Below are 20,875 nucleotides of genomic sequence, written 5' to 3'. Positions count from 1 at the left end.
GCGTCAGCAAAGCGCACGCAAAAAGGCGTAGGACAAATGCAGCATTTCGCCGGAATTGATGAAATATGCGGGAGGACGCGTTGACCCACGACCCCGGCTCCAACCGCCTGTGCGGACGATGCGGGTCCGACGTCGGCGGCCTGCTCCAGTGCCCGCGCTGCCGGGCCCGGCTCTCCTCCCCCGGCACGCCCTCGCCGGGCGCGCACCGCCCCGGCCCTTTCCGTCCGCGGCGGCGCGCACCCCTCTGGCGGCGGATGCCCCTGCTCACCGGCCTGGCCGCAGCCGTTCTGGTGATCGCCGTGATCTGGTGGGCTGTCGCCGGCCGCGCCCCGGCGCCCGCCGAGACCGCCGGCGCGGGAGAGGCCGGGGCGTCCGCGCCCGCGGGCGACGCGCCCCCATCGGCCGCCTCCGAGACCGCATCCGCCTCGCCGCCGGGCGAGCCCACCCCCTCGCCGGGCGCGTCGGCGGAGCAGCAGGCCGCAGCCGTGAACGACCTGCTGTCCAGCAGCAGTTCCGCCCGTACCAGCCTCTCCGGCGCGATCGAGCGCGCGCGGAGATGCGAGCGGCGCGGGCGCGACATGATCCAGGACATCACCGACCGCCGGCGCGGGCAGCTCACCGACGCCCGCGCGCTGGAGGTGACGGCGCTCGCGGGCGGCACGGAGCTCAAGGACGCCCTCGTCGACGCGCTCAGCGCCTCGTACGAAGCCGACGCGGCGTTCCTCGCCTGGGCGCGGCGGCAGAGCGGCGGGAATTGTACGGGATCCACCGCCGGCGACCGCGACTTCCGCCGCGGCATCGACAGATCCGAAGACGCGCAGGCGGCGAAAGTCCGCTTTTCCGAGATGTGGCGCTCAATAGCGACGAAATACGATTTGACCGCATGGAAGCCGGACCAAATCTGACTTATCGATATTTGTAGCACCGCGGAGCAGGCCCGCCTCACGGGCACGGTCGTGACCCTCCAGGGAATCTGACGCTCAGCCCCAGATCTCCTGGGCGGTCTCCACGATCAGGGCGAGCTTGGCGAACTGCTGGTCGGCCGTGAGCTGGTTGCCCTCGACGGTGGAGGAGAACCCGCACTGCGGCGACAGGCAGAGCTGGTCGAGGTCGACGAACTTGGCGGCCTCGTCGATGCGCCGCTTGAGCGTGTCCTTCGACTCCAGCTCGCCCGACTTGGTGGTGACGAGCCCGAGCACCACCATCTTGCCCGGCGGCACGAAGCGCAGCGGCTCGAACCCGCCCGACCGCTCGTCGTCGTACTCCAGGAAGAACCCGTCCACCTTAAGCTCGCTGAACAGCGCCTCGGCGACGAAGTCGTACCCTCCTTCCGCCGCCCAGGAGGAACGGAAGTTGCCCCGGCACATGTGCGTCGTGATCGTCATGCCGGCGGGCTTGGCGGCGAGCGCGGCGTTGATCTGGCGGATGTAGCGCAGGTGCATGTGGTCGGCGTCGTCGCCGCGCGAGGCCAGCTCCGCCCGCTGGGCCGGGTCGTTGAGGTAGGCCAGGCTGGTGTCGTCGAACTGCAGGTAGGTGCAGCCCAGCGCGCCGATCCTGCGCACCTGCTCGGCGTAGGCGGCGCTGAGGTCCCGCCAGAACTCCTCCACGTCGGGATAGACCGCGGGGTCGATGGCCGCGGGCCCGCCCCGGTAGTGGACCATGCTGGGCGAGGGGATGGTCAGCTTGGGCACGACGCCGGCGCCCCGGACGGCGAGCGTGTCGCGCAGGAAGGCGAAGTCGTCGGCGAAGACGGGCTCGTTCAGCTTGATCCGGTCGTGGACGCGCAGCGCCGCCGGGGTGAACTCGATGTCGCCCCGCTCGTTGTGGAAGCGGACCGTGATGTGCTCGTCGGAGGCCTGGCCGATGCCGCCGAGCTGGTAGATGAAGTCCATGTGCCAGGAGGCCCGCCTGAACTCACCGTCCGTCGCGCTCTGCAGCCCGGTCTCCTCCTGACGGCGTACCACCTCTCTGATGGCCTCGTCCTCGACCTCGCGCAGCGCGTCGCCGGTGAGGCTCTCGCGGGCGCGGAGCAGCGCCGGCGGGCGCAGGAGGCTGCCGACGTGGTCAGCGCGGAAAGGGGGTGTGGTGCGCACTGCTGATCATCTCCTCGGATGGAGGCCGTGGTCGGGGCCTCCGTAGAGCGTGCGGAGCGGGGCTTTGAGCAGCTTGCCCGCCGCGTTCTTGGGCAGTTCGGGGACGATTTCCAGATATTTCGGGATTTTGTAGCGGGCCAGCCGACCGTCCAGGTGCGCCAGCAGCTCGGCGGGCTCGGCCTTCGCGCCCGGCCGCGTCACGACCAGGGCCTTGCCGACCTCGCCCCACCTGTCGTCGGGCACGCCGATCACCGCGCACTCGGCGACCGCCTCGTGGCCGTAGAGGACGCTCTCCACCTCGGCCGGGTAGACGTTCTCGCCTCCGGAGATGATGACGTCCTTGAGCCGGTCGGAGATGCGTACGTAGCCGTCCGCGTCGGCGACGCCGACGTCTCCGGAGCGGAACCAGCCGTCGGGCGAGAGCACCTTCGCGCTCTCCTCGGGCCGCCCCCAGTAGCCGGGCATCACGTTCGGGCCCTGGACGTACACCTCGCCCGGCTCGCCGGGACCCGCCGCGGAGCCGTCGGGCGCGACCAGGCGGACATCCGAGAAGAAGCACGGCACCCCGGCCGTGCCCGCCTTGGCGATCGAGTGCTCGGCCCCCAGGAAGAGGGCGCCCGGCGCGGTCTCGGTCATGCCGTACCCCTGCAGGAACGTCAGCCCACGCTCCTGGTAGGTCCTGATCAGCGGCTCGGGCACCGGCGCGCCGCCGCACAGCAGGTGGCGCAGGCTCGACAGGTCGGCGCCCGCCCAGCGCGGCGACCGCGCGAGGAAGCCGAACATCGACGGCACCCCGAACATCACGGTGACCCGCTCCGACTCGATCAGGTCGAACGTGCGCTCCACGTCGAACGACGGCTCCAGGATCGCCCTGCCGCCCTTGAGCACGGTCGGGATCAGCGTCTGGGCCAGCGCCGCGATGTGGAACAGGGGGGCGCTGACCAGCGTCACCTCGTCGTGCGCGAGCGGCACGTCGACCAGCAGGTTGACGGTGTTCCACGTCAGGTTGCCGTGGGTGAGCATGGCTCCCTTGGGGCGGCCGGTCGTGCCGGACGTGTACATGATCAGGCACACGTCGTCCTGGCCAACGGGCTCGTCGATGGGTTCGGACGACCCGCTCTGCAGGAAGTCCTCATACGCATCCGGCCGGAGGAGCCCGCCGGGGAGATCCTCGCGGTCCTGCCCCTCGCCCAGCACGACGATCTCGGCGCCGGCGTCCTCCAGGATGTAGCGCAGCTCGGGCGTGGCCAGCCGGGTGTTGAGGGGCACGAACACCGCGCCGAGCAGCCCGGTGGCGAAGAACGTCTCCACCATCGAGGGCTGGTTGGCCCCCAGGAAGGCCACCCGGTCGCCGCGCCGCACGCCGAGACCGGCCAGCGCCGAAGCCAGCCGGTACGAACGATCGCGCAGGTCACGATAGGTCTGGTCGCGCCCGCGATGGCTCAGCGCAACCCGCTCGGGCGTCATGCGCGCCCTGCGTGCCGGCCACGAGCCCGTCCCCTGATTCCGCATCGGCACTCCTTGACGCTCAAGCCCTCAAGTTAGGCCACTTCACGATCGCTGTCATCGTTCTGCCCAACTTTCGTCGGGGACGGTGTCGAGGAGCCCGTTCGCGACCGCCACCGCCTCCGCCCTGAACCGCTCGTGCAGCGCGTGGCAGACCCGCTGGGCCTTCTCCGCGGGCCAGTCGTGCGGCAGGTAGCGCAGCGGGAGCCGCGGATCGGCCCTGATGATCTGCAGCCAGCCGGTGAGCAGCATCAGGGAGCGGGCGAGGTCGTCGGGCGCCTCCGGCGCGGGATCGGCCCGGTCCCAGCGGCTCAGGAACTCCCGGTAACGATCGCCCAGGCCCTCCAGGTCGTACGCGTCGCGCACCAGCGTGTGCATGTCGGTCGGGCGCCTCGGCTCGGCGGAGAAGACCTTCACGTTCGCGCCGAGATCCTCGACCACCTGGGCCGGGTCCACCTCGCCGGGAGCGATCCAGAGCCCGTTCTGCAGCGGCCCGAACCCGGCCCAGATCAGCCGCGAGCGCAGCTCGTGCCGCTGCCGCTGCCACGACTCGGGCAGCGAGAAGCCGATCAGCGTCCAGCGGTCGTCGCCCGCGTCGTTGACCACGCCGCTGTGCCAGATGCGCCGCTCGCCGTCCTTGAGCACCTCGGCGCTGGTCGGGGTGAGGCCGAAGTACATGCGGCGGCCCGAGCGGCGCCGGCGCAGCAGGCCGCGGCGGACCATGCGGGTCAGCGTCGAGCGCGTGGCCTCCTCCGAGATCCCCACCCTCGCGAACGCCTCGATGAAACTTCTCGACGCGACGCAGACCCCGCGACCGTATACGTGATCTCCGAGAAAGGTGAGAATCACCGATTGAGGCCGCATGGCAGGCCCTCCCAGATATTCGGCAATCTATTGACAGCCGTAATGTACCTGCCTACATTCAGGCCACACGCGACGGCTCCCTAGCGACCGAGCCGCCTCACGCAGTGAGCACGGAGGTCCTGATGCGCAGGTTGCTCCCGTCCCTGGCCGTTCTCGTGCTCGCCGTCGCCGCGTGCGGCGGCAGCGGCGGCGGCGGTGACGGATCAGGCGCGCGAGATCCGATCAAGGTGGGGCTCATCGTCTCCCTGACCGGCAACTACACCCCGCTCGGCAGCGAGGACAAGAAGGCCGTCGAGCTGGCCGTCGAGCAGGTCAACGCGCAGGGCGGGCTGCTCGGCCGCACCGTCGAGCTGGTCACCCGGGACGACAAGACCGCTCCCGACCAGGGCATCGTGGCCTACAACCAGATCAAGGGCGAGATCGACGCCCTGATCGGCCCGGTGTTCTCCAACTCGGCGCTCGCGATCGAGCCGCTCGCGCAGCGCGACAAGATGCCGTACCTGTCGCTGGCACCCACCCAGGAGCAGGTCGAGCCGATCAAGCCGTACATCTTCGTCACCCCGGCCCTGTCCAGCATGTACGCCGAGCGCTACCTGCAGTACATCCAGGCCGAGGGCATCAAGACGATCGCCGTCGCCTGGGACTCCAAGAGCGCCTACTCGGTCTCGGGGCACGAGGCGATGGTCGAGCTCGCCCCCAAGTACGGCGTGACGATCGCCGTCGACGAGTCGTACGAGACCACGACCTCCGACTTCAGCCCGCTGTTCCAGCACGTGCGCGACTCGCCTGCCGAGGCGCTCGTGTTCTGGGGCTCGGGCGCGCCCGGCGTGACCGCCGCCAAGCAGTACGTCGCCTCCGGGCTCAAGACGCCGCTGTTCCTCACCGCGTCGCAGGCCAGCAAGTTGTGGCTGGAGCCGATGGGCGACGCCGCGGAGGGCATGACCGTGCAGAGCGCCATCGGCGTGGTGGGCGAGCACCTGCCCGACGGCAAGCAGAAACAGGTCATCGAGCAGATGGCCACGCCGTACGAGCAGAAGCACGGCTACGGGCCGCCGCAGTTCGCGCAGGACGGATACAGCGCGAGCCTGCTGCTGTTCGAGGCGATCAGGAAGGCGAAGAGCACCGACAAGACCAAGATCCAGCAGGCTTTGGAGACCATGGACCTGATCACGCCGAACGGCCGTTTCCGCTACTCCCCCACCGACCACTCCGGGCTCTCCCCCGAGTACATCTCGGTCAACACCGTGAAGGACGGTGAGTTCGTCCCCACCGACTGGGCCAAGGACGAGCTCGCCAAGACCGTCGCCGCGGCGGGGTAGCGCGTGCTGGAGGTCACCGGGGTGTCCCGATCCTTCGGGGGCGTCTACGCCGTCCGCGACGTCTCGCTGAGCGTCGCGGACGGCGAAGTCTGCGGCGTCATCGGCCCGAACGGAGCCGGCAAGTCCACGCTGTTCAACCTGATCACCGGCCATCTGGCGGCCGAGCACGGCCGCATCTCCTTCCTCGGGCACCGCGTCGACCGGCTCGCGGCGCACCGGCGGGCCAGGCTCGGCATGTCCATCGTCTTCCAGGCCGCCCGCGTCTTCCGCGGCATGACGGTCAGGGAGAACACCATGGTGGGGCTGCACGGGCGCACCCGGGCGGGGTTCGTCTCGGCCGCGCTGCGGCTGCCGCGGCACCGGCACGACGAGCTGGAGATCGCCGCAGAGGCCGACCGCGCCCTCGAACGCGTCGGCCTGGCCGAATGGGCCGACCGGCCCGCCGACCTGCTGCCCATCGGCCAGCAGCGGGCGCTGCAACTCGCCCGCGCCCTGTGCGCCCGGCCGAAGCTGCTGCTGCTCGACGAGCCCGCGTCCGGCCTGCGCGGCAACGAGCGCGAACGCCTCGCGGCGCTGATCGAGGAGCTGCGGGCGAGCGGCCTGACCATCCTGCTCATCGAGCACGACGTGGCGTTCGTGACCCGGCTCGCCGACCGCGTCGTGGTGCTCGACCTCGGGCAGGTCATCGCCGACGGCACCCCCGCCGAGGTGCGGGCCGACCCACTGGTGCTCGCCGCCTACCTCGGACAGGCCTCATGATCGACGTCAAGGACCTGGTGGTCTCGTACGGCACCGCGACCGCGCTCGAACACGTCACCCTCACCGTGCGGCGCGGCGAGATGGTCGCCCTGCTCGGCCCGAACGGCGCCGGCAAGTCGACGCTCGCCAACACCCTCGCCGGCCTGCTCAAACCCACCTCCGGAACCGTGGAGGCCGGCGGCCGGGTCGCGCTCATCCCCGAGGGCCGCCAGCTCTTCCCCGACCTGACCGTGGCCGACAACCTCGCCCTCGGCGGCTGGCGCTCCGGGCAGCGCGACCCGTCCCTCGTCTACGGCCTGCTGCCCCGGCTCGCCGAGCTCGCCGGCCGGCGGGCGGGCGTGCTGTCCGGCGGGGAGCAGCAGATGGTGGCGTTCGGGCGGGCCATGATGTCGCGGCCCGACGTGCTCATCGTGGACGAACTCTCCCTGGGCCTGGCCCCCAACGTAACCGCCGACCTGGCCGCGCACCTCACCGCGCTCAACACCGAGCAGGGGCTGACCGTGCTGCTCATCGAGCAGAACGCGCGGCTGGCGTTCGAGCTGTGCCGGCGGGCGTACGTGCTGGAGTCCGGGCGGCTGGTGACCGAGGGCGAGTGCGCGGTGCTGGCCGACGACCCGCGCGTGGCCAGCGCGTACCTGGGAGGAGCGATCACATGAGCGCACCTGGAAAGGGCGGTCACATGAGAACGCGCCGGCGGGAGGCGGCCGCATGAGCGCCTTCCTCACCTATCTCCTGAACGGCCTGGCGGTCGGGTGCGCGATCGCGCTCATCGGCAGCGGCCTGGTCGCCATCCACCGGGTCACCGGTGTGGTCAACTTCGCGCAGGGCACGTTCGCCGTCGTCGCGGGGCTGTGCACGTCCTCGCTGCTCGGGCTCGGGTTCCCGCACGGGCTGAGCGAGCTGGCCGCCGTGCTGGCCGCGGCGGTCGCGGGCCTGCTGACCGGGCTGGCCGCCATCGGCAAGCGCGGCACCACGCCGCTGTCGGCGCTCATCGTCACGCTGGGCGCCGGCGTGCTCGCGTACGCCGTCGAGATCATCCTGTGGGGCGACCAGCCCCGCTCGGCGCCCGGCCTGGCCGGCTCCGTGACCGTGGCGGGCGCGCGCATCCAGACCCAGCACCTGCTCGTCATCGGCGTGACGGCGGCCACGTTCGTGCTGCTCGCGCTCTTCTTCGGCCGCACCTACCTGGGCAAGGCGCTGACGGCCTGCGCCTCCAACCCGTACGCGGCGCGGGTGGTCGGCATCGACGTCAGGAAGATGGGGCTGCTGGCGTTCGCGCTCGGCGGGTTGCTCGGCGGCATCGCCGGGGTGCTGGTGACGCCGCTGCGGCCCATCTCGTTCGACACCGACGTGACGCTCATCGTGAACGGCTTCGCCGCCGCCGTCTTCGGCGCGCTCACCCGGCCCGTCATCACGCTCATCGGCGCGCTGCTGCTCGGCGTGGCCGAGACCATGGCCGCCGGCTACGGCTACGGCTCCCACCAGCTGGAGGTGGCGCTGGGACTCATGCTCGTCGTCATGATCGTCCAGGCCGGCCGCCGCTCGGCCATCTCCCTGGAGTCCACATGATCAGGCTGCCGCTGAGAACCGGTGCCGGGCTGCTCATCGCCGCCGTCACGCTCGCCCTCCCCGCGGTGCTCGACGACAGCGCCCTTGCCGTGTACATCCTGCTCGGCCTGGCCGCCATGGTCACGGTCGGGGTGTCGCTGCTCATGGGGTACGCCGGGCAGGTCTCGCTCGGCCAGGGCGCCTTCTACGCCATCGGCGCCTACACCGCCGCGCTGCTCGCCCTGAACGGCGTGCCGCCCCTCGCGGGGCTCGTCGCCGCGCCCGTGGTCGCCGCCCTGTCGGCGCTCGTGATCGGCACACCGCTGCTGCGGCTGCGCGGGCACCACCTGGCCTTCGCGACGCTGGCCATGCAGCTCATCCTGCTCTCGCTGGCCGGCCAGCTCGAGTTCACCGGCGGCGACATCGGGTTGCAGGCCATCCCGCAGTTCTCCGTCGGGTCGTTCGAGGCGGCGGGCGCGGCCACGTACGCGTACCTGACCTGGGCGGGGCTGGCCCTGGTGATGCTCGTGACGCACAACGTCATCGCCTCGCGGCCGGGCCGCGCCCTGCGCGCCCTGGCCACCAGCGAGACCGCGGCCGCCTCCTCGGGGATCCCGGTCGGGCGCTACAAGCTGGTCGTCTTCGCGCTGTCGGCGGCCTTCGCCGGGCTGGCGGGCGGCATCTACTGCTTCTACACCGGTTACGTGGCGCCGGGGTCCTTCCCCGTGCTCATCTCCATCCAGTACATCGTCATGGCCGTCGTCGGCGGGCTCGGCACGATCTGGGGCGCCGTCGTCGGGGCGAGCGCGATCACGCTGCTCCTGCAGGCGCTGAACACCCTGGGCGCGCTGCCCGGCATGCCGACGTACGCGCCGAGCGTGCTGTCGTACGCCGTCTACGCCCTCGTCCTCATCGGCGTCGTACTCTTCCTCCCCCAGGGCCTCCTGCCCGCCGTCACCGACCGGCTGTCCAGGAAACGGCGGGCCGCTCCCGCGCGGACCCGCTGACGCCGTACTCGATAAGGTGGCCCGCGCCACGATATATCGGGGAAAGATACGGCATGGCGCACGATTGGCCGAAATTCCTGCCGGTGGGGGCAATCCGTTTCGCCCGGCCGACGGCCCGCTTCGACGACTGCCTCGTCTTCTACCGCGACGTGCTGGAACTGCCGGTGATCGCGTCCTGGCGCGGGCACGACGGTTACGACGGAGCCGTCTTCGGCCTGCCGGGAACGCCGGTCCACCTGGAGCTCACCCAGCACGGCGAGACACCCGAGATCCCCGCGCCGTCGGCGGAGAACCAGCTCGTGCTCTACCTGCCCGGCGCCGAGCCGGTGGCGGCCGTCGTCGAACGGCTGGCCGGCCTGGGCCACCGGCCCACCCCGCTGGACAACCCCTACTGGGCCGACCGAGGCGCCGTCGCCTTCGCCGACCCTGACGGGTGGATGATCGTCTTCGCGCCCTGGGTCTTCGGCAAGGACCCGGTCCCCACCGTCACCTGAGAGCCATACGTCTTGCTACGCACGAGCCGTGTTCGTGACGGCGGTCCGGGTTCACGGTTTGATCAGCGATCCGTACGCCGCACGCACGTCCGACCTGGACGACTTGACGAACTTCTCCGAGGGCGGGCCGATGTCGACAGCGTAGTACGTGTAGTGGATGCGAGGGGGGCAGCTGGAGCCACCGATCTGCACGCTGCGCGGGCCCACGCGCTTGCCGGTCCGCAGCTCGTAGACGCGAACAGGGATCTTCCGCTTCCTGAACGTCACGTTCTGGATCCCGCCGATGGCGAAAGACGAGTGGTAAGGGCAGGTTCTGACCGCGGACCCGTCCTTGGTGTCGCCGGCGCAGATCACCAGCACCGCGTCGGCAGGGTCCTTGGCCAGCCAGGAGGAGGGCAGCTTCTCCTTGTGATCGCCCCTGCCCAACAGCATCGCGCGGTGCGGCCCCTTGCCCCGGTAGGGGTCCGCGCCGCGGTAGGGCGCCGGATGGGCGCAGTACTTCGGCTCGTCACCGGAGCCGCCCTTGAGCAGCCGCCGTACGTTCGCGAGCTCGATCTGCAGCCCGGCCCGCTCCTTCCCCTTCTTCGCCCTAGCCGCGAGGTCGTCCTTGGGGTACTGGTCGAGCAGCTGCTCGTACTGCGCCTTGGCCTGCTTCCATTCCTTGTCCTTCGCGAGGTCGTCGCCGCATCCGACGATCGCCGCGGGCGCGACCTTCGGGAGGACGTCCGCGGCGCGGTCCAGTACGCCGCCGCCGGCCGGACGCTCGGCGAGCCAGTCGGTGATCGTCTTGGTGTCGCAGGCGTCCTTGACGGGCAGGTCGCCTAAGAACCCGTCCAGGACCTTGCCCACCTCGGTCTCCTGGCCGGTGAACTCCCCGAGTACCTGCGACAGGCGGCCGAAGCCCGCCGCCAAGGCTTTGGTGTCGCCGGTCAGGGCGGTGTTCAGTTCGCCGGCGGCCTGCGCGAGGAAGAGGTCGGCCCTGCGCCCCTCCACGCCCTGCCACAACGCCCCCGGATGAGCGCGGTAGGTCTCGAGCGTGTCGGCGGCCAGCAGCGGATCGTCCGCGGCCTGCCGCCCGGCTTTCACCAGCAGCCGGCAGGCCGCGATGCTGTCCTCGGCCCGGGCGGTCCGTGGGGCGTCGGCCACCCGGTGCCCGGCCCACAGCTCTCCCAGGATCGACAGCGCCCGCATGCAGTCGTCCCGGCGGTGGGCCGCTGCGGCGTCCTGTTCGATCCTGGAGGCGTCGAACCTCAGGTAACCGACGGCCAGCAGCACGACGAGGGCCGTACCGAGTCCGACGAGCCGCTGCGGCCGCACCCACCCGCGCCACTCCGCCGCGGCCATCGGCCCGGCCTTCCGCACCGGTTCGCTCCGCCGCAGTCGCCCGCCCGCAAGCCACCAGCCGTGCACGACGACACCGACCCACCACAGGAGCACCACACCCTCGAACCAGGCGACCCGCGCGACCAGGACGAGCACGGCGAGGAGCACGACCGTGACCGCCCCGGCGCCGAGGGCAAGTCTGCGCCGGCCCATCATCAGGTAGCCGAGGCCGAGCAGTGAAGCATTGCCGAGGGCCACGGCCAGCGAGTCGGAGGCCGGCTCCGGTCGAGACGAACGGTCACCGGGGCTCGCCGGGATCGGATCCATCGTGGCGCTTCCTCCTATGAACAGCTCATCGCCTTGTTCAAGCCGCCCACCATTGTCGGCGCCCCGGTCTGGGAGGGGTCCCGGCGATCAGCGCCGGCGACGCAGTGAACCCTTTTCGGGCGCACGCTCGATGAGGAGCGGCGCGGTCTCATGGGTCGGGCCGGCCGAACACGATCAGGCCGAGGGACGCGAGTGTGAGCAGGCCCAGTGCGACACCGGCGAGCACAGAGGCGTCCACACCCGACACGGGTTCTTCGTCACCGGCCAACCTGGCGTCCGCCCCTCCCTCGGGGTCATAGTGCACGAGGACGCGCTGGTTCACCTGCAGGATGCGGTCGGACTCCATGATCGAAAGAGGGCCTAGGGCATCGCAGTCCAGCCGGTAGACGGGAACGGTAGCGGCCCCGTTGACGCCCTCCATTTCGGTGACGCCCAGGACCCGGCACGTGGTGAACCGGCCGCGCTCGTGCATCGCCCGCTCGCTGAACGCGGCCGGAACGGTACCGGCGAAGAACAAGGCGACGAGCCCGGCGACGACCACGCCAAGGGGGTGCGCCCCGGCCTTGGCCAACAGGGCCACCCATCCCCTCATCATCAAGAGAGCAGCCACGACGAACGCCAGCAGCGCCCCTCCCTTCATGTCGTCCGGCCCGGCGGTGATCGCCCACGCCATGCCGGCCACCGCAGCGGCGAACAACGACAGCAGGCCCACCATCGCGATGCATTGCACAAGCCGCCGCACGCCTGTCCCCTCCGTCCGCCGGTTCGCGGGCCCGCCCCGATCGGTTCAGCCGTTTGCCTGGCCTGAAATTCTGCCCTCGGCCGCGGACACGTAGGAAGTGAAAGCCCGCAGCGTGTGTAAGGCCCGGCGGTCCCGGCCTGCGCGGACGGACGACGTGCACCTGCTGGACCCGGTCCCCACGGTCGAGAGCCATACGTCCCTGCAGGTCATTCCAGCAGGCACGCCACCGGGCGCCGCGAAGGGATCGCGCACGAGGTGACCCCGACGTGAAAGCCGAGATTTCACCTCTGAGTATGTGCTGCACAGGTAAATTCGAGGCCTTGTGTCGGCCACCTCAGTCTCGGGATGGTGCAACGTGGGGGAGGCTCCTGATGCCGAGTGGCAGTTCTATCGCACCGAGACCGGGCGCCCCGTCGTCAGCGAAGAGATCCACGAGGTGCTGGGAGATGGCCCTCCCAAGAAGGAGCTCGGAGCGCTTCTGAGCAGAATTCAGTACAACCGAGCCTTGCCGCGCGACACCAAGCCGCTGGGCCAGGGACTGTTCGAGGCTCGCCTGACGTACCTCACCAATGAGTACCGGCTCTACTACGCGAACGGGCCTCAGGGGGAGCGCGTCCTGCTAGGGCTGGCTTTTCACATGAAAGGAAGCAGGGGAGCTCAGGATCGCGTGATTGGCAAAGCGAGGGACCGTCTGGCCGACTGGCTGCGGAGAATATAAGGTTAACCCGATACGAGGAGGTTGACTGGGATGGATCCGCACGTCGCAGAGCTGCTGGGCATCGACCTGGCCGATCCGGACGTACAACGCGAGACCGCCGCCATCGACCGCGACATGCGGTTGATCGAGACGCTCGTCTCCATCAGGAAGCATCGACGTCTGACGCAAGCCGAGGTCGCAGAACGCATGGGGCGCAGCCAGCCTGCGGTCTCCGACTTCGAGCGTCTGGGTGGCGACCCGCACCTGTCCACCATCCGCCGCTATGCGCTGGCCATCGGCGTGGAGGTCGTGCACACAGTGACCACTTCCGCGAGCACCACCACCACGACATCCGCCGGCGCGAAAATCAGTGTGCGCGCTGTGGGGATCCCGCAAGGGACGGACGCCACGCAGGGGACGGCCAACCTCGATCTGCAACAGGTGCCCCTGTGATCGAAGCCTTCCTCGTCCTGGCCGACTCCGCCACGACGGACAGGGCGTCTGGCAAGGTGCACATGCTGGGAGCAGGATGGTCGCTGACCGGCCCCGCCATTCCGCCATCCGCCATCACCGGGTTCCTCCGCATCCCGTGGAACGAAGCCGGGGACGAAGTGCGATTCCGGCTCCAGTTGCTGGATGACGCTCACCAAGCGGTCACACTTCTCCACGACGAAGCCGACACCCGGCCGGTGCGGTACGAAGGAACAGTCGCGCTCCGTAATGCTCAGCCGGCGGACGAGGTCATGTGGCAGGTGCCCATGAATCTGTCTTTCGCCATCTCCATTCCCCCGCTGCCGCTGGCCTCAGGGCGCACCTATGAGTGGATGCTCGAGGTCGAGGACGTGGAGGTCGCCTCCGTGCGCTTCGCCGTACGACCGGAGGGCGAACAGCCGGCCTAGTGCGCCGCGGGCTCGTCCCAGATGGAGGTGCCGTAGAGCACCTGGTACTGATCGACGGGGATGACCAGGTCGGCGGTCTCGACCGGGCGCGCATCGGCGTAGTACGTACGCTCGATCGTCAGCACGATGGCAGGAGCCCCGACGTCGAGCAGCTTCGCCTCCTCCACGGTCGCGTTGCGGGCGGACACCACCTCGGCCGCGTGGGTCACCTGAACGCCGATCTGCCGCATGCGCTCGACCACGCCCTTGCCCGCGTGCGGCCCGTCCTCAGGGAGCACGATCGGCGTTCCCCGGGTGAGCTCCAACGGTTCCCAGGTGGTCGACACCATGACGGGACGGCCGTCCCCACGGAACAGGTAGTCCGTCCGGACGACGTCGGGGTCATCCCCGGCCGCCTCATCGAGCGCGAGCCGCTCCCGGACCTCTTCGGGCGCCAACGTCGTCCTGCTGTTGTAATCCCAGGATCCCGCCAAGCCCTGATCTGCCATCTCACCGGCGAAGGGACTCCCGCCCCGGGCATTCCGATTCCAGCTCCGAACGAGTCGGCGTTTCTCCGGCTGCTTACGCACATACGTGCCTGAGCCGGGTCGCGCGGTGGCGAGCCCTTCTCCGGTGAGCACGTCGAGTACCGCGGCTGCGGTATTGCGCGCGATGCCGTGTTCCTTCGCGATCTCCGGAATGGAGGGCAGGCGATCACCTACGGCCAACTCCCCTGAGCGGATTTTGGCTCGGAGTTCGTCCGCGATGCGCAGATACTTCGGCCGCTCGGCGTCCTGATTCACGAAGACAGCTTGACGGGTTACCTAGTCAGGCAGCAAGCTATCTATGACACGCACAATCCTTCCTAGGATGCAGGTGAGCCCCCAATGCTTCACCAGACACTTCCCGGCACCCCAGAGGCCGTCGAAGACGCTCGTACGTGGATCGAGAAAGCCCTGAGCGCCAGACAACGCCCCCAGATCTCCGTCGCCGACGCCGTCCACGTCGGCACCCACCTGGTGGCCACAGCAGTCCGCCACACTCCCAAGGACGGCGTCGTCGAGATCAAGCTGATCCCGGCACGGAACGGCGGGCTCGTCATCGAGGTCAAGGACCCCAACTCGCCCGCCGCTCCGCACGTCGGCTGCTGGGCGAAGATCTCCTGCATGGTGAGGGGCTTCGGCACGAGCACGTCCATGGAAGGCGGCCACATCGCCTGGTGCGAACTTCCCGAGGCGATCACCTCGGGCCCGACCAGCAGGCCGGACACGTGACTCCGCCGCGCGAACCGGCGGGCGACCCCCGATGGATCAGCCGGCGCGACCGGCCGCCCCCTTGCTTCAGCCCTCACGTGAGCCCGCCGACGTCCCATTGCGAACAGCTCGTCTGGACCGTTCCAGAACGATGGGCTCCCGCGGGGCGCGTTCTGGCCTGGACGTGCGACTGCGAACCGACCTTCTACGAGCTGCGCCAAGCATGCGGCCTGCGCTTCATCCGCAGGATCGAGCAGAGGAACGCCCTGGTCGAGGAGAGCGATCGGTGGCGCGCGGGAATCGCGGCGGCACAGTGGAACGCCCTCCTCATGGGCCACCTCCGATAGATACCGGCAGGCGTGAGATCACCGGCTGATCCAGATCGTCCCTTTCTCGTGAGACGTCCCCAGGCGACACTGGACGGTATGTCCAATATCGCACCCGTTCCCGTGTTGCGCGGCCGCGGCGAGGAGGAACGTGTCCTGCTCGGGCTGCTCGACGGCGCCCGCTCGGGTTCCGGCGGGGCGTTGCTGCTGGCGGGAGCGCCGGGGATGGGGAAGACGGCGCTGCTCGACCTGGCCGCCACGCACGCCGCCCGGGACTTCCGCGTGTTGCGGGTCGCGGGCGTCGAGCCGGAGTCGCACCTTTCGTACGCCGGGCTGCACGGTCTGCTGCGCCCGGTCGCCGCGCACGCCGCGGTGCTGCCGGAGGCGCAAAGGCGAGCCCTGATGGAGGCCATGGAGGCCGGGACGCAGGCCGGACTCGCCCTGCCCGCCGCCGTCCTCGGCCTGCTGACGGCGGTGGCGGCGCGGCAGCCGGTCCTGGCCTGCGTGGACGACGTGCACCTGCTGGACCCGGCCAGCCGGGAGGTGCTCGCCTTCGTGGCGAGGCGAGTGTCGTACGAGCCGGTGGCGCTGCTGTTCACCACGAGGGCGGACGGGCTGGAAGGCGTGCCGGTCCGGGTGCTGGGCGGGCTGGACGAGGCGGCGGTGCGGGAGCTGGCCGACGACCTGGCGCCCGGCAGGATCGCCGGCGACCTGCTGGCGGCGCTCGACCAGATCGCCCGCGGCAACCCCCTCGCGCTGGCCGAGCTGGTCGGCGGCCTCACCCCGGACCAGTTCGCGGGCCTGGCCGCCCCGCCCGCCACGCTCCCCCGTGACGGGCGGCTGTGGCGGACGTACGCCGCCCGCCTGGCGGTCCTCCCGGAGGACACCCGGCGGCTTCTGCTGCTGATCGCCGCCGATCCCGGCCTGGACGTGGCGACCCTGATCCGCGCCGCCCGCCCCGGCTGCGCGCTCACCGCGCTGGAACCGGCCGAACACGCGGGCATCCTGCACACGGCAGGAGACCGTTATGACTTCGACGATCCGGCGGTACGCGGGGTCGCCTACCACGGAGCTCCTCTCGCCCGCCGCCGCCACGCCCACCGCGTCCTGGCGACGCTTCTGGACGAGCAGGACGCGGAGACTCCCGAGGGCCGGCTGCGGCAAGCCTGGCACCGGGCCTGCACGCTCGACGAACCGGCGGGACAAGGCACGGAACGGCTGGCCGGCGAGCTGGCCGCGGCGGCGCTGGAGGCCCGGCCATCCGGTCACGGCCGTCCCTGCGGGCCGGAGCCCTACCTCGCGCTCGAACGTGCCGCCGAGCTCACCGAGCACGGTCCGGTCAAGGCCGAGCGGCTGGCCGCCGCCGCCAGGCACGCGTGGATGGCGGGACGGCCCCAGGTCGCCCGCGCGCTGCTGGCCAGGCTCCGCTCGCTGACCGCGCCCGACGACGTACGCGGCCGCGTGCAGCTGCTGCGCGGCAGCCTGGAGCTGCTGCGCGGCGAGACCGGCAGCGCCCGCGAGGAGCTGCTGGCCGCGGCGGCCCGCCTGCTGACCAGCCACCGCACGCTGGGTGTGCGCGCGCTCGTCAGGGCCGCCGATGCCAGCTACCGGGCGGGCGACAACCGGGCGTTCATCGCGATCGCCCGCCAGGCCGCCGCGCTGCGCCGCCCCGACGATGCCGCCCCGGCCCAGCTCATGTTCGAGTATCTGGCGGGCATGGCCTCCACGTTCAGCGGCTCGCACCAGGAGGCCGCCGGGCCGCTGCGGCGGGTGGTCGAGCTGGCCGGTTCCGTCCGTGATCCGGCGGTGCTCGTGTGGGCCTGCGTGGCCAGCCTGCTGCTCGGTGAGGACGCCACCGCGCACCGCCTGTCGGCCCGCGCCGTCGAGGCGGCCCGGGTGCGCGGCGCCGCCTCCGCCGTGCCGCAGCTGCTCGAGTACATGATCTACCCGGAGTTCTGGATGGGCAGGTACGCCTCCGTCGCGACGACCGCGGCCGAGGGGCTGCGCCTCGCCCAGGACACCGGCCAGCTCAACACGGCGGCCCAGCACCTGGCCTGGCTGGCGATGACGGCGGCCGTCGAAGGGGACAGGGAGACCTGCCGGGTGCGTGCCGACGCCGCGATCGAGCTGGCCGACGCCCACGAGCTGGGCATCGCGGGTGCCATCGGCACCTGGGCGCTGGCCTGCCTCGATCTGGCCGCCGGCCGCCCCGCAGGCGCCGCCGCCCGGCTGCGCGCCGAGCGGCGTAACAACCACGTCGTGATCCGCGTTATGGCCACGCCGCACTTCATCGAGGCGTCCGCGCGTACCGGCGACCGCGAACGGGCCGCCGCCGCGCTACGCGTGCTCGAACGCTGGGTCGGCAGCACCCGCAGCCCCGACCTGCGCGCGCTCGTGGCCCGCTGCCGGGCGCTGCTCGCCGCGCCCGGCGAGGCTGACGAGCTGTTCCGCGAGGCGCTCGACCTGCACGGGCAGGGGGTGTGCGAGTTCGAGTCGGCACGCACCCGGCTGCTGTACGGCAGTGCGCTGCGCCGCGAGCGCCGCCCGGGCGCCGCCAGGAACCACCTGCACGCGGCGCTGGAGACGTTCGAACGCCACGGTGCCCGCCTGTGGACCGAACAGGCGAGGACCGAGCTGCGCGCGTCCGGCGACCCGGTACGCCTCACCAGGCCGGACACCACGCGGCAGCTCACGGCGCAGCAGTTGCGGATCGCGCGCATGGTCGCCGAGGGCGCCACCAACAAGGAGGTGGCCGAACGGCTGTTCCTGAGCAGGCGCACCGTCGAGCACCACCTCAGGAACATCTTCGACCGGCTCGGCGTCCGCTCCCGCGTCGATCTGGTACGGCTCATGTCCTGATCGGAGACCGGTGATTTCACCGATGCACGGCTGACTCCGCATCCGAACAATGGCGACAGACAGCAGTCACCCCCACTTCGAGCAGGGAGTAAGACGACGTGCAGCTCACCACCCCCCACCGCGGCGCGCGAACGTTGACCAAGCTCGCCCTCACTCTCGCACTCCTCGGCGGCGGCCTCGCCGCCGCTCCCGCCGCCCACGCGGCCGGCCCGTACGAGCGCGGCCCGGACCCCACGGACGCCTTACTCGAGGCGAGCCGCGGACCGTTCTCGACGTCCCAGCGGAGCGTCTCCTCGCTGGTCCTCGGCTTCGGCGGCGGAGAGATCTACTATCCGGACGACACCAGCCAGGGCACGTTCGGGGCGATCGCCATCTCGCCCGGCTACACCGCCAGGTGGTCGAGCCTCGCCTGGCTCGGCCCGAGGATCGCCTCGCACGGTTTCGTGGTGATCGGCATCGAGACCAACACCATCTACGACCAGCCCGACAGCCGGGGCCGCCAGCTCCTCGCGGCCCTCGACTACCTGGTGGAGGACAGCCCGTCGACGGTCCGCAGCCGCATCGACCCGTCCAGGCTGGCCGTGGCCGGCCACTCGATGGGCGGCGGAGGCTCGCTGGAGGCCGCCGACGACCGGTCGTCGCTCCAGGCGGCCGTGCCGATCGCGCCGTGGAACCTGACGAAGAGCTGGTCGGGCGTGCGCGTCCCCACCATGATCATCGGTGGTGAGAGCGACAGCATCGCCCCCGTCTCCACCCACTCCGAGCGCTTCTACGAGAGCATCCCGTCCTCGTCGGAGAAGGCGTACCTGGAGCTCAACGGCGCGAGCCACTTCTTCCCGCAGACCCCCAACACCACGATGGCCAAGTCGATGGTGGCCTGGCTCAAGCGGTTCGTCGACGACGACACCCGCTACGAGCAGTTCCTGTGCCCGCCGCCCAGCGGGCTTGCCATCGAGGAGTACCGCGACACCTGCCCCAGCTCCTGACCCCTCCGTCCGGTGACGGCCGCCCCTGTCACAGGGGCGGCCGTCACCGGCGTGCATGCGGAGCTCGCCGTCGCGCCAGGAGACGTTCGGCAGGGTCAGCACCCCGAGATAGGCGCCGATGAACGCGCTGAAGCGGGACTCGTCGCCGTCGTAGTAGATCTCGCTCAGGTCGTCGCGCATGATCTCGACGTGCCGGCCGGAGGCGGCGCCGAAGATCTTGGAGAGGTCCACCGGACGGGACGCCGTGTGCCCTCCCAGTGGACGGTTCACCGGTCGGTGCCGGTGGCCCGCTCCTCGACGCGCGGGAGCAGGCCCATCTTCTCCGAGATGTCCATCGCGGGCCGGAAGAGGTCGACCGCGACCCAGGGGCGCGTTCCACGACGGTGACCTCGAAGCCGTGTCTCGTGAGCCAGTAGGCCGGCACCGGACCGGCGACGCCGGCGTCGGCGCCGGAGACAAGGATCCGCAAGGCAGCCCTCCTGGTCATTCAGTCCGCCCTACGGCGTGGAACAGTCATGAGCCCACTGTCGCCGCCGGTACGCGCCGCTGGATTGGACAAATGTCGCCCTCCGCCGGCCGGCCTCGACGACTGGGGGCGGGGGCGGCTGCTGAGGCGGTCAGGCGGGGAGCTCGGTGCGGCGGGGGCGGCGCCGGATCCGGCCCGCGCGGGCCGCCCGCCGCAGCAGGACGATCGTGGGCGCCAGGCAGACCAGCAGGGCGAGCAGACTCGCCTCGGGTCCGAAGGTGCCGCCGGTGAGCACGGACGGGCCGGACAGCGTGACGTTCAGCAGGCCGTGGGGCGGCGCGTCCGATCCGGAGATCAGGACGCCGAAGACCCCGGCGTGGGTGAAGTTCCAGGCGAAGTGCAGGCCGATGGGCAGCCACAACGAGCGGGTGGCGACGTAGGCGGCGGTCGTCATGGTCCCGCCCGTGAGGGCGATCGCGAGGGCGCCCCACAGCGTGGCGTTGACGTTGACCAGGTGGGTCGCGCCGAACAGCAGCGTCGACACGACCAGGGCGATCACCGTACCGGTACGTTCCTCCATGATGCGGAACACGACCCCGCGGAACACCAGTTCCTCGGCGACGGCGACGCTCGCCATCATGCCCGCGGTGCCGAGGAACCCGCCGAAGGAACCCCAGGACACCCCCTGCCAGCCGCCGAACACCGCGATCAGCACCATCAACGCGACGAACAGGCCGGACCCGAGCAGCGCCCCGCGTCGCAACAGGGACCATCTGCCCGTGTTCTCCAGTTCGGGGATGTCCGGACGGAGCTCGACGATCCGGCAGAGCCGCCGGTAGCAGGCCACGGCGACGAAGGCCAGGCCGATCCCCACCGGCAGGGCGAGCATCGGTACGGGCGAGACGAGCTGGTTGATGCCGGCGCCGGCCACCATCACAGCGAACAACGCGACCAGCAGGACGGGAAACCGGAACGTACGCAACCGGCGCCGCCCCGCGGACAGGTCGTCCTGCGGGGTGGTGTTCTCCTGGTGCTCCGTGGACGCCACGAGCGCGATCCTCTCGATCAGGTTTCTCGCGGTGTTTTCCGCGGTGCAACGGAGATTAGAGATCGCGGCGGGGCATACCATCCCCCTGGAACGAACAATCGGGGTAGCTCTCACGAGGGATGCAGAGGCTGCACGATGAGGTTCCAACCTCCACACCCGGGTCGTTACGCCCGGCGGCCAACAGATCGGACCATGGGCGTGGCAACTGCGTATCTGGTGCTCGGCTCACCCCCGCAAGAGTCGGATCATCTGGACCTTCTCGACGATCTCCTGGGGGAACTCGATGAACGTCTCCAGGTCGACCTGACCTACCAGGAGCTCGAGGCAGCCGCTCACCAGCTGGCCGACCCTGTTGAGCCCCCTCGTTCACCTCTACCTGA

The 20,875-nt window shown here is 70.7% G+C and carries 20 protein-coding genes; 13 read left to right on the top strand and 7 right to left on the bottom strand.

What is annotated here, in order from left to right:
- The first annotated feature begins 80 nt into the window (after positions 1–80).
- Positions 81–905 carry a hypothetical protein gene (locus tag ABGA98_RS33225; protein WP_347622369.1) on the top strand — a complete coding sequence of 275 codons (825 nt, stop codon included), beginning with the start codon at positions 81–83 and terminating at the stop codon, positions 903–905.
- A 75-nt stretch (positions 906–980) separates the two neighbouring features.
- On the opposite strand, the gene ABGA98_RS33220 is transcribed toward ABGA98_RS33225, so the two are convergent.
- From ABGA98_RS33220 to ABGA98_RS33210, 3 genes are read right to left on the bottom strand one after another with little or no spacing between them, the layout of a single operon-like run.
- Complete coding sequence (locus ABGA98_RS33220) at positions 981–2,093, bottom strand: 5-methyltetrahydropteroyltriglutamate--homocysteine S-methyltransferase (RefSeq protein WP_347622368.1); 1,113 nt, start codon at positions 2,091–2,093, stop codon at positions 981–983.
- Between the two features lie 6 nt (positions 2,094–2,099).
- A complete protein-coding gene (locus ABGA98_RS33215; protein WP_347622367.1) occupies positions 2,100–3,605 on the bottom strand; it encodes a long-chain fatty acid--CoA ligase in 1,506 nt (501 codons plus the stop codon).
- A gap of 51 nt (positions 3,606–3,656) precedes the next feature.
- Positions 3,657–4,463: a PaaX family transcriptional regulator C-terminal domain-containing protein gene (locus ABGA98_RS33210; RefSeq protein ID WP_347622366.1), complete on the bottom strand. Its 807-nt coding sequence runs from the start codon at positions 4,461–4,463 to the stop codon at positions 3,657–3,659.
- Between the two features lie 122 nt (positions 4,464–4,585).
- On the opposite strand from ABGA98_RS33210, the gene ABGA98_RS33205 reads away from it, so the two are divergent.
- Genes ABGA98_RS33205 through ABGA98_RS33180 form a run of 6 tightly spaced genes read left to right on the top strand, consistent with a single transcriptional unit; the run spans position 4,586 to position 9,590 of the window.
- The gene (locus ABGA98_RS33205; protein WP_347622365.1) at positions 4,586–5,782 is read left to right on the top strand and encodes an ABC transporter substrate-binding protein; all 1,197 of its coding nucleotides are present in this window, start codon (positions 4,586–4,588) and stop codon (positions 5,780–5,782) included.
- Positions 5,783–5,785: 3 nt separating this feature from the next.
- Positions 5,786–6,541 carry an ABC transporter ATP-binding protein gene (locus ABGA98_RS33200; protein WP_347622364.1) on the top strand — a complete coding sequence of 252 codons (756 nt, stop codon included), beginning with the start codon at positions 5,786–5,788 and terminating at the stop codon, positions 6,539–6,541.
- Positions 6,538–7,197 (top strand): ABC transporter ATP-binding protein, encoded by a 660-nt coding sequence (locus ABGA98_RS33195; protein ID WP_347622363.1) that lies wholly within the window; start codon positions 6,538–6,540, stop codon positions 7,195–7,197. The genes ABGA98_RS33200 and ABGA98_RS33195 overlap by 4 nt, the downstream gene beginning before the upstream one ends.
- A gap of 52 nt (positions 7,198–7,249) precedes the next feature.
- On the top strand, positions 7,250–8,110 hold the full coding sequence (locus tag ABGA98_RS33190; protein ID WP_347622362.1) for a branched-chain amino acid ABC transporter permease: 861 nt from the start codon (positions 7,250–7,252) through the stop codon (positions 8,108–8,110).
- Entirely contained in the window at positions 8,107–9,096 is a 990-nt protein-coding gene (locus ABGA98_RS33185) for a branched-chain amino acid ABC transporter permease (protein WP_347622361.1), read from the top strand. The genes ABGA98_RS33190 and ABGA98_RS33185 overlap by 4 nt, the downstream gene beginning before the upstream one ends.
- 53 nt (positions 9,097–9,149) lie before the next feature.
- The gene (locus ABGA98_RS33180) at positions 9,150–9,590 is read left to right on the top strand and encodes a VOC family protein (RefSeq protein WP_347622360.1); all 441 of its coding nucleotides are present in this window, start codon (positions 9,150–9,152) and stop codon (positions 9,588–9,590) included.
- Between the two features lie 51 nt (positions 9,591–9,641).
- Here the strand turns inward: ABGA98_RS33180 and ABGA98_RS33175 are convergent, their stop codons facing one another.
- Complete coding sequence (locus tag ABGA98_RS33175; protein WP_347622359.1) at positions 9,642–11,240, bottom strand: hypothetical protein; 1,599 nt, start codon at positions 11,238–11,240, stop codon at positions 9,642–9,644.
- A gap of 148 nt (positions 11,241–11,388) precedes the next feature.
- Positions 11,389–11,955 carry a hypothetical protein gene (locus tag ABGA98_RS33170; RefSeq protein WP_347622358.1) on the bottom strand — a complete coding sequence of 189 codons (567 nt, stop codon included), beginning with the start codon at positions 11,953–11,955 and terminating at the stop codon, positions 11,389–11,391.
- Positions 11,956–12,337: 382 nt separating this feature from the next.
- Between ABGA98_RS33170 and ABGA98_RS33165 the strand changes: the two genes are divergently transcribed.
- Genes ABGA98_RS33165 through ABGA98_RS33155 form a run of 3 tightly spaced genes read left to right on the top strand, consistent with a single transcriptional unit; the run spans position 12,338 to position 13,578 of the window.
- A complete protein-coding gene (locus ABGA98_RS33165; RefSeq protein ID WP_347622357.1) occupies positions 12,338–12,700 on the top strand; it encodes a hypothetical protein in 363 nt (120 codons plus the stop codon).
- 30 nt (positions 12,701–12,730) lie between these two features.
- Positions 12,731–13,132 carry a helix-turn-helix transcriptional regulator gene (locus ABGA98_RS33160; RefSeq protein WP_347622356.1) on the top strand — a complete coding sequence of 134 codons (402 nt, stop codon included), beginning with the start codon at positions 12,731–12,733 and terminating at the stop codon, positions 13,130–13,132.
- Entirely contained in the window at positions 13,129–13,578 is a 450-nt protein-coding gene (locus ABGA98_RS33155; protein ID WP_347622355.1) for a hypothetical protein, read from the top strand. The genes ABGA98_RS33160 and ABGA98_RS33155 overlap by 4 nt, the downstream gene beginning before the upstream one ends.
- Here ABGA98_RS33155 and ABGA98_RS33150 read toward each other — a convergent pair.
- The gene (locus ABGA98_RS33150; protein ID WP_347622354.1) at positions 13,575–14,360 is read right to left on the bottom strand and encodes a GntR family transcriptional regulator; all 786 of its coding nucleotides are present in this window, start codon (positions 14,358–14,360) and stop codon (positions 13,575–13,577) included. The two genes, ABGA98_RS33155 and ABGA98_RS33150, sit on opposite strands and share 4 nt — an antisense overlap.
- Positions 14,361–14,444: 84 nt before the next feature.
- Between ABGA98_RS33150 and ABGA98_RS33145 the strand changes: the two genes are divergently transcribed.
- The 3 genes from ABGA98_RS33145 to ABGA98_RS33135 all read left to right on the top strand — a co-directional run bounded on the left by ABGA98_RS33145 (position 14,445) and on the right by ABGA98_RS33135 (position 18,981).
- Positions 14,445–14,831, top strand: coding sequence for an ATP-binding protein (locus ABGA98_RS33145; protein WP_347622353.1), 387 nt, complete (start codon positions 14,445–14,447; stop codon positions 14,829–14,831).
- Between the two features lie 404 nt (positions 14,832–15,235).
- Entirely contained in the window at positions 15,236–17,995 is a 2,760-nt protein-coding gene (locus tag ABGA98_RS33140; RefSeq protein ID WP_347622352.1) for an AAA family ATPase, read from the top strand.
- A 134-nt stretch (positions 17,996–18,129) separates the two neighbouring features.
- The gene (locus ABGA98_RS33135; RefSeq protein WP_347622643.1) at positions 18,130–18,981 is read left to right on the top strand and encodes an alpha/beta hydrolase; all 852 of its coding nucleotides are present in this window, start codon (positions 18,130–18,132) and stop codon (positions 18,979–18,981) included.
- A 617-nt stretch (positions 18,982–19,598) separates the two neighbouring features.
- Here the strand turns inward: ABGA98_RS33135 and ABGA98_RS33130 are convergent.
- Complete coding sequence (locus ABGA98_RS33130) at positions 19,599–20,495, bottom strand: type II CAAX endopeptidase family protein (RefSeq protein ID WP_347622351.1); 897 nt, start codon at positions 20,493–20,495, stop codon at positions 19,599–19,601.
- Positions 20,496–20,875: the final 380 nt, after the last annotated feature.

This window comes from Nonomuraea sp. B1E8 (genome assembly GCF_039871515.1).
GTDB lineage: Bacteria > Actinomycetota > Actinomycetes > Streptosporangiales > Streptosporangiaceae > Nonomuraea.
The sequence above is the reverse complement of the archived record's forward strand: the minus strand, read 5'-3'. Positions and strand labels throughout refer to the sequence as shown.

What these genes read in the sequence shown, in the direction of transcription:
- ABGA98_RS33195 (WP_347622363.1), top strand. Translation starts at nt 6,538, where the DNA reads ATGATCGACGTCAAGGACCTGGTGGTCTCGTACGGCACCGCGACCGCG.
- ABGA98_RS33215 (WP_347622367.1), bottom strand. Translation starts at nt 3,605, where the DNA reads ATGCGGAATCAGGGGACGGGCTCGTGGCCGGCACGCAGGGCGCGCATG.
- ABGA98_RS33180 (WP_347622360.1), top strand. Translation starts at nt 9,150, where the DNA reads ATGGCGCACGATTGGCCGAAATTCCTGCCGGTGGGGGCAATCCGTTTC.
- ABGA98_RS33170 (WP_347622358.1), bottom strand. Translation starts at nt 11,955, where the DNA reads ATGGTGGGCCTGCTGTCGTTGTTCGCCGCTGCGGTGGCCGGCATGGCG.
- ABGA98_RS33140 (WP_347622352.1), top strand. Translation starts at nt 15,236, where the DNA reads ATGTCCAATATCGCACCCGTTCCCGTGTTGCGCGGCCGCGGCGAGGAG.
- ABGA98_RS33210 (WP_347622366.1), bottom strand. Translation starts at nt 4,463, where the DNA reads ATGCGGCCTCAATCGGTGATTCTCACCTTTCTCGGAGATCACGTATAC.
- ABGA98_RS33205 (WP_347622365.1), top strand. Translation starts at nt 4,586, where the DNA reads ATGCGCAGGTTGCTCCCGTCCCTGGCCGTTCTCGTGCTCGCCGTCGCC.
- ABGA98_RS33160 (WP_347622356.1), top strand. Translation starts at nt 12,731, where the DNA reads ATGGATCCGCACGTCGCAGAGCTGCTGGGCATCGACCTGGCCGATCCG.
- ABGA98_RS33190 (WP_347622362.1), top strand. Translation starts at nt 7,250, where the DNA reads ATGAGCGCCTTCCTCACCTATCTCCTGAACGGCCTGGCGGTCGGGTGC.
- ABGA98_RS33145 (WP_347622353.1), top strand. Translation starts at nt 14,445, where the DNA reads ATGCTTCACCAGACACTTCCCGGCACCCCAGAGGCCGTCGAAGACGCT.
- ABGA98_RS33185 (WP_347622361.1), top strand. Translation starts at nt 8,107, where the DNA reads ATGATCAGGCTGCCGCTGAGAACCGGTGCCGGGCTGCTCATCGCCGCC.
- ABGA98_RS33175 (WP_347622359.1), bottom strand. Translation starts at nt 11,240, where the DNA reads ATGGATCCGATCCCGGCGAGCCCCGGTGACCGTTCGTCTCGACCGGAG.